We start from the raw sequence: 14,279 nt of genomic DNA, 5'->3' as shown, positions 1-14,279 counted from the left end.
CGGGTGATCTCCTCGGCGCCCAGCTTGGTGTCGCGGGCGTCGACCTCGTGCTCCTCGATGTGGATCGAGGTCAGAACGTCGTCGCGAGCCAGCCGGCTCGAGATGATGATCGCGTCCTCGTAGTTGAAGCCCTCCCACGACATGAACGCGACGAGCAGGTTCTGCCCGAGCGCCATCTCACCGGTGTCGGTGCACGGCCCGTCGGCGATCACCTGGCCGGCGACGACCTCCTCGGCCTCCTCGACGATGGGCCGCTGGTTGTAGCAGGTGCCCTGGTTGGTGCGCTCGAACTTGCGCAGGAAGTGCTTCTCGAGCTTGCCGTCCTCGGTCTTGACGATGATGCGGTCGGCCGCGACCTCCACGACAGTGCCGCCGCTGCCCGCGACGACCACGTCCCCGGCGTCGCGGGCCGCCTTGGCCTCCAGGCCCGTGCCCACGAAGGGGGCGTCGCTGCGCATCAACGGCACGCTCTGGCGCTGCATGTTCGTGCCCATGAGCGCACGGTTGGCGTCGTCGTGCTCGAGGAACGGGATCATGGCGGCGGCCACCGACACGATCTGGCGGGGGCTCACGTCCATGTAGTCGACCTCGGCCGGCGGGACCTCGCGCACCTCGCCGTTCTTCGCGCGGCACAGCACGAAGGCGCTGGCGAAGTGGCTGTCGTCGCCCAGCTTGGCGTTGGCCTGCGCGATGACCTGGCGGTCCTCCTCGTCGGCCGTCAGGTAGTCGATCTGGTCGGTGACCAGCCCGTCGGTGACCTTGCGGTAGGGGGTCTCGATGAACCCGAACTCGTTGATGCGGGCGAACGTGGCCAGCGACCCGATGAGGCCGATGTTCGGGCCCTCCGGGGTCTCGATGGGGCACATGCGCCCGTAGTGGGACACGTGGACGTCACGCACCTCGAAGCCGGCGCGCTCGCGGGACAGCCCGCCGGGCCCGAGGGCGGACAGGCGCCGCTTGTGCGTGAGGCCCGACAGGGGGTTGGTCTGGTCCATGAACTGGGACAGCTGGCTGGCCCCGAAGAACTCCTTGATCGAGGCCACGACCGGCCGGATGTTGATCAGGGTCTGGGGCGTGATGGCCTCGACGTCCTGCGTCGTCATGCGCTCGCGCACGACCCGCTCCATACGCGACAGCCCGATGCGGACCTGGTTCTGGATGAGCTCACCGACGCTACGCAGGCGGCGGTTGCCGAAGTGGTCGATGTCGTCGGTGTCGTAGCCGTCGACGTCGTTGGCCAGCTGGACCATGTAGGACATGGTCGCCAGCACGTCCTCCTTGGTGAGGATGGAGGAGAACGAGGGCGCGCGGGCTTCGTCGGCCGGCAGCGCCGCGGCCGCCTGGTTGCCGGCGCCCTCGGCGGCCTGCACCAGCCGCGGCGGGACCGACTCCGCCGAGAGGGGCTTGGCGTCCTCGGGGCTGCGCAGCCCCAGTCGCACGAGCTCCTCGCCGAGCTTCTTGTTCACCTTGTAACGGCCGACCTTGGCGAGGTCGTAGCGCTTGTTGTTGAAGAACAGGTTGATGAGCAGCCCGCCGGCGCTCTCCGCCGTGGGCGGCTCACCGGGTCGCAGCTTGCGGTAGATGTCCTGCAGCGCCTCGCTGGGGGTGGAGAAGCCATCCTTCTCGAGGGTGCGGGCGATCATCTCCGCACCGTCGAAGAACGCGAGCACCTCCTCGTCGGGGATCGGCTCGTCGAGGGTCTCGCGGTCGGCCAGGACGTACTCGCGGCTGTCGGGGTCGTAGACGATGCCCCGCAGCGCGCGGTAGAGCACGGACAGGTGCTGGCGCCGCTTGCGGTCCACGCGCACGCCGGCGAAGCCGCGCTTGTCGACCTCGAACTCCAGCCACGCCCCCCGGGACGGGATGACCTTGCAGCCGAAGACGTCGCGGGAGGCCGCCTTGTCCAGCGACTTGTCGAAGTACACCCCCGGGGAGCGCACGAGCTGGGACACCACCACCCGCTCGGTCCCGTTGATGATGAACGTCCCGCCGTTCGTCATCATGGGGAAGTCGCCCATGAACACCGTCTGCGACTTGATCTCGCCGGTGCCGCGGTTGACGAACTCCGCCGTGACGAACAACGGCGCCGAGTACGTCATGTCCTTTTCCTTGCACTCGTCCTCGGAGTGCTTGGGATCCTCGAATCGATGCTCGGAGAACGACAGTGCCATCTGCCCGGTGAAGTCCTCGATCGGGGAGATCTCCTCGAAGACCTCCGCCAGGCCGCCGCTGCGCAGCCACTTGAACGACCCCCGCTGGATGGCGATCAGGTCGAGGTCCTCGACCGGCATCGGCTCCTGGATCTTCGCGAAGGACACACGGTTGCTGGCGCGCGCAGGCGCGCCGTCGCTCACACGAAGCGTCGACAAGGGTTACTCCTCCATGAAGAAAAGGGAGCGGATCACGGTGCGCAGCGCCGGGGGTGCCGAAGGCGCCCCGGATACGCTACGCAAGCCCCGGAAGCGGGGCTGAAGGGGTGGCGACCGGCGGCAGCTGACAAGGCGAAGGAGCAGTGTAGCGCATGGCTACACTGCATTTCAAGAGCGACATTCCCTCACGCGAACCTGCAGCTGTGCGCACCCAACTCCTTCACGGACGTCTGAGACACGGCCTGCTGCGCAAGGGTGCCGTGCAGCCGTCCGGGTGTCAAGGGTGCGCGAGCACCCGGTGTCAAGGGTGCGCCGCACCCGACGAGCGGCGGGGACTAGGAGATCTCGACCGAGCCGCCGGCGCCCTCGAGGGCTTCCTTGGCCTTGTCGGCGGTCTCCTTGTCCACCCCTTGCAGGACGGGCTTGGGGGCGCCGTCCACCAGGTCCTTGGCCTCCTTCAGGCCGAGGCTGGTGAGGGCGCGCACCTCCTTGATGACCTGGATCTTCTTCTCGCCCGCGGAGTTGAGGACGACGTCGAACTCGGACTGCTCCTCCTCCGCCTCCGCGACCGCCGGGGCGCCGCCGCCTGCGGCAGCGGCAGCCACGGGTGCTGCGGCGGTGACGTCGAACTCCTCCTCGAACTTCTTCACGAAGTCGCTGAGCTCGAGCAGGGTCATCTCCTTGAACGTCTCGAGGAGGTCGTCGGGGCTGATCTTCGCCATGGTGGGTCTCCTTGTGCGCGAGGGTTGCTACGACTCGTCGGTGGTCTTCTTCTCGGCCAGGGCCGCGAACAGGCGTGCCGCCTTGGTCAGGTTGGCCTGCGCGAGGCGCGCGGGCTGGGCGATGATGGTCATGAACATGCCCGCGAGCTTGCTGAGCAGCTCCTCGCGCGACTCCAGGTCGGCGAGCTGCATGGTCTCGGTGGCGTCGAGCAGCCGCCCGTCGAGGATCCCGCCCTTGACCACCAGCGCCGGGTGGTCCTTGGCGAACGCCCGCAGCGCCTTGGCGACCGCGACGGGATCACCTGCGCAGAACGTCACCGCGGTGGGGCCGGTGAGCAGCTCGTCGGGGATGTCGAGCCCCGCGTCGCGCGCAGCCAGGCGCATCAGCGTGTTCTTGAGGACCTTGTACTCGGCATCGGTCTTGCGCAGGTCGGCGCGCAGCTGCGCGAGCTCGGGCACGGTCAGCCCGCGGTACTCGGTCAGGACCGCCGCCGTCGACCCGCTGAGGCGCTCGCGCACCTCTGTGACCACCGCGACCTTCTCTGGTCGTACCATCAGGTGCGCTCCTTGCCGGCGACGAAAAAAACCTCCCGCAGACCGGGAGGCACGTGCGCTCGGAAGGAGCGAACCTCGGCTGGCCGGCCCTCGGGCCTCTTACACCGCGCGAGCGCGGAACCAACGGTCTACGGCAAACTCCAACCCTACCGCACCGCCCCCGACTTCACCAAGCCGGCCAGCTCCCGACCAGGGGAAGGGCCACCGGGAAGGGGGCGGCGGTCTGCAGCGGAGGCGGGGCGTCGCTAGGAGGCGGCCAGCTCCTCTTCCTCCCACAGGTCCCGGGTGCGGGACGGGTCGACGCGGATCGACGGACCCTGCGAGGTGGAGAGGTGGATGGTGCGCAGGTACCGGCCCTTCGCGGCGGCCGGGCGCTGGCGCATCAGCTCGTCGATCACGGCACCGTAGTTCTCGACGAGCTGCCTGGCGTCGAAGGAGGCTTTGCCGATCACGACGTGGACATTGGCCTGGCGGTCCGTGCGGTAGTCGACCTTGCCGGCCTTGATCTCGGCGACGGCCTTGGCGACGTCCATCGTCACGGTGCCGGTCTTGGGGTTGGGCATGAGGCCACGGGGGCCGAGCACCTTGCCGAAGCGCCCGACCTTGGCCATCTGGTCGGGCGTGGCGATGACCGCGTCGAAGTCGAGGTTGCCCGCCTCGATCATGGCGGCGACCTCCTCGGAGCCGACGATGTCGGCGCCGGCCTCCACGGCCTCCTCGGCGCGTGCGCCTTCCGCGAAGACCGCCACCCGGGCGGTCTTGCCGGTGCCGTGGGGCAGGGCCACCGAGCCGCGCACCATCTGGTCGGCCTTGCGGGGGTCGACCCCGAGGCGGACCGCCAGGTCGACGGTGGAGTCGAAGGAGACGGTGACGGTCTCCTTGACCAGCCGCATGGCGGCGGCCGGGGCGTAGAGGTGGTCGGCGTCGATCTTGCCGAGCGCGACCAGGTAGCGCTTGCTGCGGGCCATGAACACGTCCTCCTGTGGTGCGAACGGGCGGGTCACCGCCCTCCCACGTCGTTGCTGCTTGGTTCGGGTCAGGGGTGGATCAGCGGACGACGAGGCCCATCGAACGGGCGGTGCCCTCGATGATCTTGGTCGCGCCGGCGATGTCGATCGCGTTCAGGTCGTCCATCTTGCGCTCGGCGATCTCGCGGACCGCGTCGCGGGAGATGGTCCCGACCTTGTTGCGGTTCGGTTCGCCGGAGCCCTTGTCGAGTTTCGCCGCCTTGAGCAGCAGCTTCGCCGCCGGCGGCGTCTTGGTGACGAACGTGAACGAGCGGTCCTCAAAGACGGTGATCTCCACCGGCACGACATCACCGGTCTGGGCCTGGGTGCGCTCGTTGTACGCCTTGCAGAACTCCATGATGTTGACGCCGTGCTGACCCAGCGCAGGACCCACCGGGGGGGCCGGCGTGGCCTGCCCAGCGGGGATCTGCAGCTTGATGAGCGCCATGACCTTCTTGGCCATCTGTATTTCTCGCTTTCGACGGGAGTGAGGGGGGGTCGGCCCGACAGGTGCCGGGCCGGAGTGGGCTAGAAGGCTTTACCCGCCCCGGAGGACCGGCGCCTGTCGGGCCCCAGGCATCACAGCTTCGCGACCTGGTCGAAGCCCAGCTCGACCGGCGTCTCCCGGCCGAAGATGGAGACCAGGACCTTGAGCTTGGACTGGTCGGCGTTGATCTCGGAGATCGTGCCGGTGAAGTCGGCGAACGGCCCCTGCGTCACGCGGATGTTCTCGCTCTTCTCGAACTCGACGGTCGGGGTGACCTTCTCCGCCTCGTCGGGCTCGGCGAGGATCGCTTCGACCTCGTTGAGTGACAGCGGCACGGGCCGGGCGCCGGGCGGACCGACGAAACCGGTGACGGCCGGGGTGTTGCGGACCACGTACCAGGAGTCGTCATCGAGGTCCATGCGCACCAGGACGTAGCCGGGGAATACCTTGCGCTGGACCGACTGCTTCTTGCCGCCCTTGATCTCGACGGCTTCCTCGGTGGGGATGATGACCTCGTGGATGCGGTCGTCCATGTTCATGGACTGGATGCGGTTCTCCAGGTTGGCCTTCACCTTGGCCTCGTAGCCGGCGTAGGTGTGCACGACGTAGAAGTCGCCCGGCAGGCGCGCGAAGTCCAGTCGCGCCGACCGGGCCGCGGGCTCGGGGTCCGTCGCCTCCTCGGGCACGGGCGCGGCGGTGCCGTCGTCGGCCATCAGCCCGTCGGCGTCCTCGGCGGGCGCGGCGGTGGTCTCGGCCCCGGCCGCGGCGAGCAGCTCGGAGAACTCGTCGTCGGTGTCGCCGGGAGTGGTGAGATCGTCCTCGGGCGCCCGGACGTCGGTGCCCTCCAGGGCCGGCTCGTCCGCGTCGCCGGCTGGCCTGGCGGTGTCCTCGCCGACCAGGCCGGGTGCGGGCGCGTCGTCGTCCTCGGGCGCAGGGCGCGCCTGGTCCGCGGGGACGGGCGGCCCATCGGGCTGATCCACCTCGTCGAGCGCGGGCGTGTCCTGCGGCATGGGGTCCTCGCTCACGAGAAGATCCGCAGCGCGAGGTCACCGAACAGCTGGTCGAGGCCGAAGATGAAGACCCCCACCAGCGCGCACGCGACCAGCACGACGAGGCTGTACGACGCCAGCTCCTTGCGCGACGGCCAGACCACCCGCTTCAGCTCCCCCCGCACCTCGCGGAGGAACTGCCGCACGCCCGTGCGCTTCTTCTTCTCCGGGGAGACGGGTTCGGAGGCGACGCCGGCCTCTTGCTCGGCGCGCCGCTTCTGACGTTCCATATCGCGCTTGAACTCGCGACTCACACGGTGCTCCTCGTCGATGCTGCCGCGTACCGGCGGCGTGTTCCGGTCGTCTGTCCGGCGGTGGCAGGGGCGGAGGGACTCGAACCCCCGACCTTCGGTTTTGGAGACCGACGCTCTACCAGTTGAGCTACGCCCCTTTGGTCTTCCATGCATCTGACATGAAAAACCACTGTCCCGGGGAGACAGCGGACCACCAGTATAGGGGACCGACCCCCCTCCTGACAACCGGTGGCGGGCTGCCGTCGGACGACCCGCGACGGGCGTAGCCTGCCGTGATGGCCGGCGACGCTGCGCTCGACCGCTACCTCGCGCACATCCGGGGGCTCCACTCGACGAGCACGGCGACGATGGTGCTCGGGGCTGTGGCCGGCGCGGTGGCGCGGTGCCGCGGGGTCGATCTCGATGCGGCCCCGCTGCGCCCGGCCGGCGATGCGGCCGGTCGCGACCTGCGGGCCGCGGTGACCCCGCCGGCGCACCTCGCCAGGCCCGAGCTGCTCGGCCAGGTCTACGAGGCGCTGCGGCCACGGCCGACCCGGCGCAGCGCGGGGGCCTACTACACCCCCGAGGTCGTGGCCGAGGCGATCGTCGGAGCGGTTCTCGGACCCCCGTCCGACCTGGCCCGCGACCCACGTGTCGGTGACCCAGCGGTCGGCGGCGGCATGTTCCTGCTGGCGGCCGGCCGCCACCTGGTGACCGGCGGGGGCGATCCGCGACGGGTCGTCGGCCGCCTGTACGGCGTGGACATCGATCCCACCGCGGTCGCGGTCACCCGGACCGCGCTGACCATCTTCGCGCACGGCACCGCCCCGCCCGCGGACCACATCCGGGTCGGCGACGCCCTCCTCGACGATGCCGCGCTGCCCGACGGCCTCGATGCCGTCGTCGGCAACCCGCCGTTCCTGAGCCAGCTCGCAGCCGCCACCGCCCGCAGCCCGGCCACCCGCCGAGCGCTGCGGACGCGCTTCGGCGCGGCCGCGGGCGGCTACGCCGACACGGCCAATCTCTTCCTCCTGCTCGCCTTGCGCCGCGTCGGCGCGGGGGGACGGGTCGGCCTCGTCCTGCCGGACTCGTTCCTGGTCGCGCGGGACGCGGGTCCGGCCCGCCGCGAGGCTGCGGAGACAGCCGCCCTCGAGTGGCTGTGGTGGGCCGGTGAGGCGGTGTTTGACGCCGGTGTGCGCGTCTGCGCGCCCGTGTTCGCCGTCGGGCGCCCGCAGGAGGCGGTGACCCGGCGGGCCGGCGCGGGGTTCAGCGTTGCGCCGCCGCTGCGCGCTCCAGCCCGAAGCCTCGCCGGCGCCACGTGGGCGGGCCTGGTCGCGGACCTGCTGGCGATCCCGCCTGCCGTGGTGGTCGGGGACGGCACGTTGGCGGACCACTGCCACCCCACGGCGGACTTCCGCGACCAGTACTACGGGCTCATCCCCTACGTGTTCGAGGACGGGGGGTCCGCCGGCGGCCGGCCGATCGACGAACGTCGCTACCCGCGGCTGGTCACCACCGGCCTGATCGACCCGGCGCGAAGCCTGTGGGGTCTGGTGCCCACCCGCTTCGCCAAGCAGCGGTTCACCCGTCCGCGGGTGGACGTCGAGGCATTGCGCGCCGGGACCCGCCTCGGGCCCTGGTCGCGCGCCCGTCAGGTGCCGAAGGTGCTCCTGGCGACCCAGTCCCGGGTCCTGGAGGCGGTGGTCGACGAGTCCGGCGACTGGCTGCCGTCCACGCCCACGATCACCGTCCAGGCCCCGCCGGCACGCCTGTGGCACGTCGCGGCCGCGCTGAGCTCGCCGCCGCTGACGGCGGTGGCACAGCGACGCCACGCCGGCGCCGCCTTGTCGAGCGACGCGATCACCCTGAGCGCACGGCATGTCGCCGCCCTCCCGGCTCCGGTCGCCGGCCCCGACTGGGACGCGGGCGCCACAGCCATGCGCCAGGCCGCGGCCGCCGCCACCGCGCAGGAGTGGCGCCAGGCGCTCGAGCGCTGCGGCACGGCGCTGTGCCGCGCCTACGCGGTCGACGACGCCGACGCCCTCATCGCCTGGTGGCGGGAGCGCCTGCCGCCGTGGCGGCCGGCGGCGGGGGCTTCCCGGGGCGCGTAGCCCGGCCAGACCACCACCCCCACCGGGGTCGCGTAGCCCGGCCACTCCCCCCGGCGCGTAGCCCGGCCAGACCACCACCCTCACCGTGGCCGCCTGGCCCGGCCAACTGACTAGGAACCGTAGGGCCAGCTCCTGGCATTGCTTTGGAGGCTTGGGCTTGGCATACTTGGGGTAGCCGAAGGGAGACGTCATGCCGACCGACGCACCCGCAGGGCGCGCCGACGTGGACCGCTACCTCAAGGCCCTGCGGCCGGTCCTGGACGACCTCGCGGACCAAGGCCGGCTCACCGGCGACCCCGATGAGGTCGCCGACGCGCTGGCCATGGTGCTGCCCCGCCCCGCGCCATCGCGCTGGGCAGAACGCATCGGTCCGGTCTACACCACGGGCCAGCTCCAGCGGCTGCTTCCGGGCCCCGGGCGCAAGCCCATCAGCGATGAGGCCGTGCGCGATCGATGCCGCAATGGCCGCCTTATCGGCTTCAAGACGGCCGACGGTCGGTGGGCTTGGCCCGCCTTCCAGTTCGTCGCCAGGCAAGGGTGGCTCGAACCCGCCGCTGAGATGATCGACCTGTGGCAGCAGTTGCCGTGGCGTGACGGCCACGCACTCGAGCTGATCTCGTGGATGACCGGGCCGCGCCGGGATCTTGAGGGCGTCAGCCCCCTCGATCACGTCCGGGCTCACGGTATCGACCAGCGGCTCGAGCAGGCAGCAGGACGGCTGGCCGGCAGGCTCGCCGCGTGAGCCGCCGCCGCACCGCCGTCCCACGTCCCACACCCGACCGGGCCGCCGCCATCCCTGACGTCGCCGCCGCCGACCTGGGGCGCCTGTCGCGGGTCTGTGACGCCCGTCACGACTCACCGTGGCACTTCTCCTGCCGCAACGAGCGCGAACGGCAGGCCGGCCGACTCGACCTGGCCGGCGGGCGCGGCTCCTGCTACTGGAACGACGACGACCTCGGCGCGCTGCATGAGCGGCTCACCGACCCCGACGACCTCGACGCGCTCGTGCCCGCGTCCTTGCTCGACCGGCTGCGCGTCTGGCAACACACGCCCCCGCCGCCTGAGTCGGCAGCGGACACCACTGCGCGCGACGGCGGGCTGCCCAAAGAGTTCGGCGCCGGCACCCACGACGAGCGCTACTGGGCGTGGGCCGACCTGCTCGACGCCGAAGGCCGGGACGCGGTGCGCACCTGGTCGCGTATGGCGCCGCACGGCGCCCGCAACGTCACCGTGTTCGGTGACGCCGGCCCCGCGACGCACCTGCCCGACGACGGATGGAACCCGGCCTCTGACTGGGGCGACGAACTGGCAGGAATCGGCCTGGTCGAACCCCACCCGCGGCTGGAAGATCTCGATATCACCGCCGACGGCTCATAGACCCCGCCGCCGGACGGTCTCGCTCACAGCTACTACCACACGCGCGGCAGCCGTGATTATGTGCGGTTCCATCGTGACGTCGCTCCGCACATAGGCGGTGGCGCTGGGCCGTCCGGCCAGTCATGTCGTACCATCCGAACTCGCCCGCCGACACACCCACCTGGCGGGCGACGTGGGCCACGGCGGTGTCAGCCAGCTCGTGGCAGCCCCGTGGGAACCGACCTCGCCAAAGCAGGAACTTCAGGGTCAAGGCGAAGCCCAGCCGAGCTTCCTTAACGGCACCCCGTGCTGGGGCAGGCGTTGAGCGCAGCGCAGCTGGGCGGCGCCACGCTCGTCGTCGTCGCCGTCGTCCTCCCCCAGCTGCGCGGACCCCGCGCGGCCCTACCAGCCGTAGCCGATCGCCCGGGCGAGGAAGCTCGCCATCTCCCCGCGGCTGACGGGATCGCGGGGACAGAAGCGGCTCGGCTCGCAGCCCGCGGTGACGCCCTCCTCGGCCACCGCGTTGATCGACTGGTTGTGCACCGAGCCGGCGATGTCGGCGAAACGGTCGCCGTCGAGCGGCGCCAGCCCCAAGCCCCGCGCCAGGAAGGCGGCCATCTGCTCCCGGGTCACGGCCTCGGCGGGCCCGAACCGTCCGTCGTCGAACCCCGCGGTGATGCCGGCCTGGGCGACCGCGTTGATGGCGCGGCGGTGCACCGAGTCCACTGCGACGTCGGAGAAGTGGTCCTCCTCCACGGGTGCCAGGTCCAGGGCGCGAGCCAGGAAGGTGGCCATCTGGTCCCGGCGGACGGTGTCAGCGGGCGCGAACGAGCCGTCGACGCGACCCGTGGTGATGCCGCGCTCGCCGATCGCCGCGATGTTGTAGGCGTGGGGGGACAGGCCGGGCACGTCGGGGAAGGCGGTGAAGCCGAACTCGGCGATCTGCTGGGAGGGCGGGTGCGCATCACGGGCGCGTAACGTCAGGTACAGCGCGGCGGAGGCCACCCCGATGCCCTCCCCGCGGTAGGGCACGTGCGCGACGCGCTGGCCGTCCATGTTCCAGCCGGACACCGCCAGCTCCCGGGGGCTGCCGCCGGCGGTGCGGGCGGTCACCTCGACGCGGGCGACGGTGGCCAGCCCGACCAGGTCGGCCAGCACGCCGTGGTCGACCGCATGCGCCCACCCGGCGCGGCGGTACTCCGCGGCGACGACCGGGTCGTCAACCCACGGGTCGGTGACGCTGCGCAGGTAGGGGAAGGTCCTGGCGTCGAAGGCCCACGACTCCTCGACGTGCTCGCTGGCGCCGGCGTGGGCGGCGGAGTAGACGGCCTCGATGAGCGCGCCTTCAAAGGTGAGCACCCTCCCGGCCGTGGCAGCCACCGCGCCTGCCCACGTCGCAGCGCCCGGGGCGCCCTCGTGGCCGTAGGCCGCGTAGACCTGGTCGCCGATGGTGGCGGTGACGTGACAGGCGCACTCGGGGCGCAGGCCCGCCTGCGCACGACGAGCGGCGAAGGTGCGGGCGGTGACCGCCTGTGCCTTCAGCGCCTCCACCGGCCAGCCGCCCGGCATCTCGTCGATGCCGGCCAGGTAGTCGTCCATGCGCAGCGCCACCACCGGGCGAAGCACCCCGCCGCCGGCGGTGATCTCCAGCTGCCCGCGGTTGAGGCCGCCCTCGTGGCGGGCCCCGGAACGGGCGAACTGGGGTAGACGCAGGGCCGCGGGCCCGCCCCCCGGATAGGTCACGGCCACCGGTCCTGGACCGCGATCGATCTCCGCGCCGTTGCCGTCGAGCAGGACGAGGGCACTGTCGTGCGCCACGGTCCACTCCGTGCCGGCGGGCATGAGGTGCGGCGCGGCGCCGGGCGCGAGCGCCACCGTCACCCCGCCCCCCACCGACTGCAGGTGCACCCGCCCGGGATCGCCGACGACCGGGTTGGCGTGGAAAAGGTTCACCCGCACCTCGCCGGAGGCCGCTGGGTGCGAGCCCACCGCCACGCCGGTGAAGTAGTGACGCAGGATGCTCTCGTGGTCGCTGCCCCCGCGGGCCATGCTGTAGGCGCCCCACTGGCTGAGACCCACACCGTGGCCCTCCCCCCTGCCGGTGAGCCGAAATGCGGGCGCCGGACGGGCAGCACGCATCGGCTGCCCGGTCGGGGCGCGGGCGGGCTCGCGGGGCTCGAACGCCACGGTCGGCGGTGGGGAGTCGGCCACGGGCACGGGCGCCGGCTGGTCGGCCATGCCGACGGTCACGGTGGCGGCCAGGAGCACGCCGACGATCGCGAAGCCGATACCGGCATGATGGGGCGAGGCCACGCGCATCACCTTCCGCAGCGGGAGGAGGGGGACCCGCGCCGACGTCCGCAGGGTAGCGGACGCCCGTCGACTCCCCGAGCGGCTACTGGAGCTGCACGACCGCGCGGGACCGGCGGCGGTCCACGACCTTGCTCCCGTCGGGCAGCTCGACCCAGACCGACAGGGTCGCGGTGCGCTGCTCGGCGTCGAGCTCGACGACCTCACCACCGACCGTCACGGTCGCACCCACCGGGCACGGCGCCCGAAAGCTCGCGGCCAGGCGCAGCACCCGCTCGGGACCACCGGCCCAGGCCGTCACCGCCCGGGAGACCAGGCCCATGTTGAGCATGCCGTGCGCGATGACGCCCCCGGTCGGGCTGACCGACGCGGCGAACTCGTCCTGCCAGTGCAGCGGGTTGAAGTCGCCGCTGGCGCCGGCGTAGCGGATGAGCTGGGCCTGGTCGACCGTCTCGCTCTCCGCAGGGATCTGCTGGCCGATCTCGACCTCGTCGTAGTGGGGCATCTAGGACGGCTCCTCGGCTGGGGGGGCGAGGAACACGAGGGTCCCGCGGCTGGTCACGACCGGCTCGCCGGTGGCCGCGTCGACACAGTCGATCTGCAGGGTCACGAAGTCGTTGCCACGGCGCGCAACGATGTCGGCGATCCAGGGGGTGCACTCCACGACATCACCGGGGCGCAGCGCACCGTGCCACTCGAACTCCTGGCCGCCGTGCACGAGCCGCGGGTGCGCGCCCAGCTCAGGGTCGGCGAACATCGCCTCGCCCCCCCGCACCACCGTGAAGCACGCCGCAAAGGTCGGGGGCGCCACCACGTCGGCGGTGTCGTCGGTGTCGTCGGTGTAGGCGGGATCGGTGACCCCGGTGGCCAGCGCGTACTCGCGGATCTTCTCGCGACTGACCTCGTACCGGTACGCCGGGTAGCGGTGGCCGATGCGGTCGGTGTTGAGCGCGATGGGGTCCTCCTCGGTCCAGCCTCGGCGCCACTCGGCACGCTGGGCGACGAGGCCGGCCGGCCGCTACGTGCCGTCGGCCGCCGCGCCGTCCCCACCGCGAGGCGCCAGCACCATCGTGGTGAAGCGGCCCTCCATCGACGAGCGGGTCTCGACCTGGGCGACGTCGGCCAGGTCCTCCGACAACCGGTCGAGCAGCTGCGTGCCGAGCTCGGGCCGGCGCATCTCGCGCCGGCGGAACATCACCTGCACGCGCACGGAGTGCCCGGTCTCCAGGAACTTGCGCGCTTGGCGCTGCTTGGTCGCGAAGTCGTGGTCGTCGATCTTCGGGCGCAGCCGGATCGCCTTCTGACCCGTCGCGCGCTGCTGCTTGCGCGCCTCTCGCTCGGCCCGCTCCTGCTCGTACAGGTGCTTGCCGTAGTCCATGACCTTGGCGACCGGAGGGTTGGCCTGCGGCGCGACCTCGACGAGGTCGAGATCGAGCTGCTTGGCCGCGTCGATCGCCATCTTCAGCGGCACGACGCCGATCTGCTTGCCCTCCGGACCGATGAGCCGCACCTCTTTGGCGCGGATCTCGGCGTTGACGTTGAGACGCTTGGTCATGCTCCTCCAGTGGTGCGGCGGGCCGCCACCACGCTACTTGGTTTCACGGTGGGCCATATGGCGATTGCACCTCGGGCAGTGCTTGCGCATCTCCAGCCGCTCCCGCTGCGTGTTGCGGTTCTTGCTGGTGATGTAGTTGCGCTCCTTGCACTCCACACAGGCGAGCGTCACCTTCGGCCGAACATCACTGGCCATTCTCCTACCTTCCTCGACGATTTGCTAGGGGTGATGGGGGGACGCCCGCCGGCCCCGGCCGCGACCTGTGGCCCCGACGGGTTGGGAGGGCGGGGTCGTCGGTGCGGTCGAGGGACCCTCCATCGGGATCGGACGGGGTGCCGCTGGTCCGGCGGAGGGGGCTAAGGTCTCAGCGAGCGCAGCGTCCCCCGGAGCCGGACCAGCGGCACCCCGTCTGGCCCATGAACCCAGACTACTCCACGATCTTGGTGACGCGGCCGGCGCCCACGGTGCGTCCACCCTCACGGATGGCGAACCGCAGACCCTCCTCCATCGCGATCGGCGCGATCA

16 protein-coding genes and 1 tRNA gene are annotated in these 14,279 nt (G+C 71.5%); 3 read left to right on the top strand and 14 right to left on the bottom strand.

Features of this window, described 5'->3' with window-relative positions:
• From rpoB to WD250_17200, 8 genes are all read right to left on the bottom strand, one after another.
• A partial coding sequence (rpoB, locus tag WD250_17235; protein ID MEX2621960.1) for a DNA-directed RNA polymerase subunit beta occupies positions 1 to 2,369 on the bottom strand: 2,369 nt, incomplete at its 3' end.
• Between the two features lie 335 nt (positions 2,370 to 2,704).
• Complete coding sequence (gene rplL, locus WD250_17230; GenBank protein ID MEX2621959.1) at positions 2,705 to 3,091, bottom strand: 50S ribosomal protein L7/L12; 387 nt, start codon at positions 3,089 to 3,091, stop codon at positions 2,705 to 2,707.
• Between the two features lie 27 nt (positions 3,092 to 3,118).
• Positions 3,119 to 3,646 (bottom strand): 50S ribosomal protein L10, encoded by a 528-nt coding sequence (gene rplJ, locus WD250_17225; GenBank protein MEX2621958.1) that lies wholly within the window; start codon positions 3,644 to 3,646, stop codon positions 3,119 to 3,121.
• Positions 3,647 to 3,891: 245 nt separating this feature from the next.
• Positions 3,892 to 4,650, bottom strand: a complete 759-nt coding sequence (gene rplA / locus WD250_17220; protein MEX2621957.1) for a 50S ribosomal protein L1 — start codon at positions 4,648 to 4,650, stop codon at positions 3,892 to 3,894.
• Positions 4,651 to 4,693: 43 nt separating this feature from the next.
• Positions 4,694 to 5,116: a 50S ribosomal protein L11 gene (rplK, locus tag WD250_17215; GenBank protein MEX2621956.1), complete on the bottom strand. Its 423-nt coding sequence runs from the start codon at positions 5,114 to 5,116 to the stop codon at positions 4,694 to 4,696.
• Between the two features lie 116 nt (positions 5,117 to 5,232).
• Positions 5,233 to 5,763 carry a transcription termination/antitermination protein NusG gene (gene nusG, locus WD250_17210; GenBank protein MEX2621955.1) on the bottom strand — a complete coding sequence of 177 codons (531 nt, stop codon included), beginning with the start codon at positions 5,761 to 5,763 and terminating at the stop codon, positions 5,233 to 5,235.
• Between the two features lie 398 nt (positions 5,764 to 6,161).
• Complete coding sequence (gene secE, locus WD250_17205; GenBank protein ID MEX2621954.1) at positions 6,162 to 6,443, bottom strand: preprotein translocase subunit SecE; 282 nt, start codon at positions 6,441 to 6,443, stop codon at positions 6,162 to 6,164.
• A gap of 61 nt (positions 6,444 to 6,504) precedes the next feature.
• A tRNA-Trp gene (locus tag WD250_17200) sits at positions 6,505 to 6,580 on the bottom strand.
• Between the two features lie 138 nt (positions 6,581 to 6,718).
• Here WD250_17200 and WD250_17195 point away from each other — a divergent pair.
• From WD250_17195 to WD250_17185, 3 genes are all read left to right on the top strand, one after another.
• The gene (locus tag WD250_17195) at positions 6,719 to 8,533 is read left to right on the top strand and encodes an N-6 DNA methylase (GenBank protein MEX2621953.1); all 1,815 of its coding nucleotides are present in this window, start codon (positions 6,719 to 6,721) and stop codon (positions 8,531 to 8,533) included.
• 223 nt (positions 8,534 to 8,756) lie between these two features.
• On the top strand, positions 8,757 to 9,275 hold the full coding sequence (locus WD250_17190) for a hypothetical protein (GenBank protein ID MEX2621952.1): 519 nt from the start codon (positions 8,757 to 8,759) through the stop codon (positions 9,273 to 9,275).
• Positions 9,272 to 9,910 carry a hypothetical protein gene (locus WD250_17185; protein ID MEX2621951.1) on the top strand — a complete coding sequence of 213 codons (639 nt, stop codon included), beginning with the start codon at positions 9,272 to 9,274 and terminating at the stop codon, positions 9,908 to 9,910. Before WD250_17190 ends, WD250_17185 begins: the two co-directional genes overlap by 4 nt.
• Before the next feature lie 381 nt (positions 9,911 to 10,291).
• Here the strand turns inward: WD250_17185 and WD250_17180 are convergent, their stop codons facing one another.
• The 6 genes from WD250_17180 to WD250_17155 all read right to left on the bottom strand — a co-directional run.
• Positions 10,292 to 12,202 carry a SpoIID/LytB domain-containing protein gene (locus tag WD250_17180; GenBank protein ID MEX2621950.1) on the bottom strand — a complete coding sequence of 637 codons (1,911 nt, stop codon included), beginning with the start codon at positions 12,200 to 12,202 and terminating at the stop codon, positions 10,292 to 10,294.
• An 82-nt stretch (positions 12,203 to 12,284) separates the two neighbouring features.
• A complete protein-coding gene (locus WD250_17175) occupies positions 12,285 to 12,704 on the bottom strand; it encodes a MaoC/PaaZ C-terminal domain-containing protein (protein ID MEX2621949.1) in 420 nt (139 codons plus the stop codon).
• Entirely contained in the window at positions 12,705 to 13,133 is a 429-nt protein-coding gene (locus tag WD250_17170; protein MEX2621948.1) for a MaoC family dehydratase N-terminal domain-containing protein, read from the bottom strand.
• Between the two features lie 84 nt (positions 13,134 to 13,217).
• Positions 13,218 to 13,754 (bottom strand): translation initiation factor IF-3, encoded by a 537-nt coding sequence (gene infC / locus WD250_17165; GenBank protein MEX2621947.1) that lies wholly within the window; start codon positions 13,752 to 13,754, stop codon positions 13,218 to 13,220.
• A gap of 33 nt (positions 13,755 to 13,787) precedes the next feature.
• Positions 13,788 to 13,949: a 50S ribosomal protein L33 gene (rpmG, locus tag WD250_17160; GenBank protein ID MEX2621946.1), complete on the bottom strand. Its 162-nt coding sequence runs from the start codon at positions 13,947 to 13,949 to the stop codon at positions 13,788 to 13,790.
• 232 nt (positions 13,950 to 14,181) lie between these two features.
• On the bottom strand, positions 14,182 to 14,279 hold a 98-nt coding region (locus tag WD250_17155), incomplete at its 5' end, for a hypothetical protein (protein ID MEX2621945.1).

Source organism: Egibacteraceae bacterium (genome assembly GCA_040905805.1).
In the GTDB taxonomy this organism is placed as follows: Bacteria; Actinomycetota; Nitriliruptoria; order Euzebyales; family Egibacteraceae; genus DATLGH01.
The sequence above is the reverse complement of the archived record's forward strand: the minus strand, read 5'-3'. Positions and strand labels throughout refer to the sequence as shown.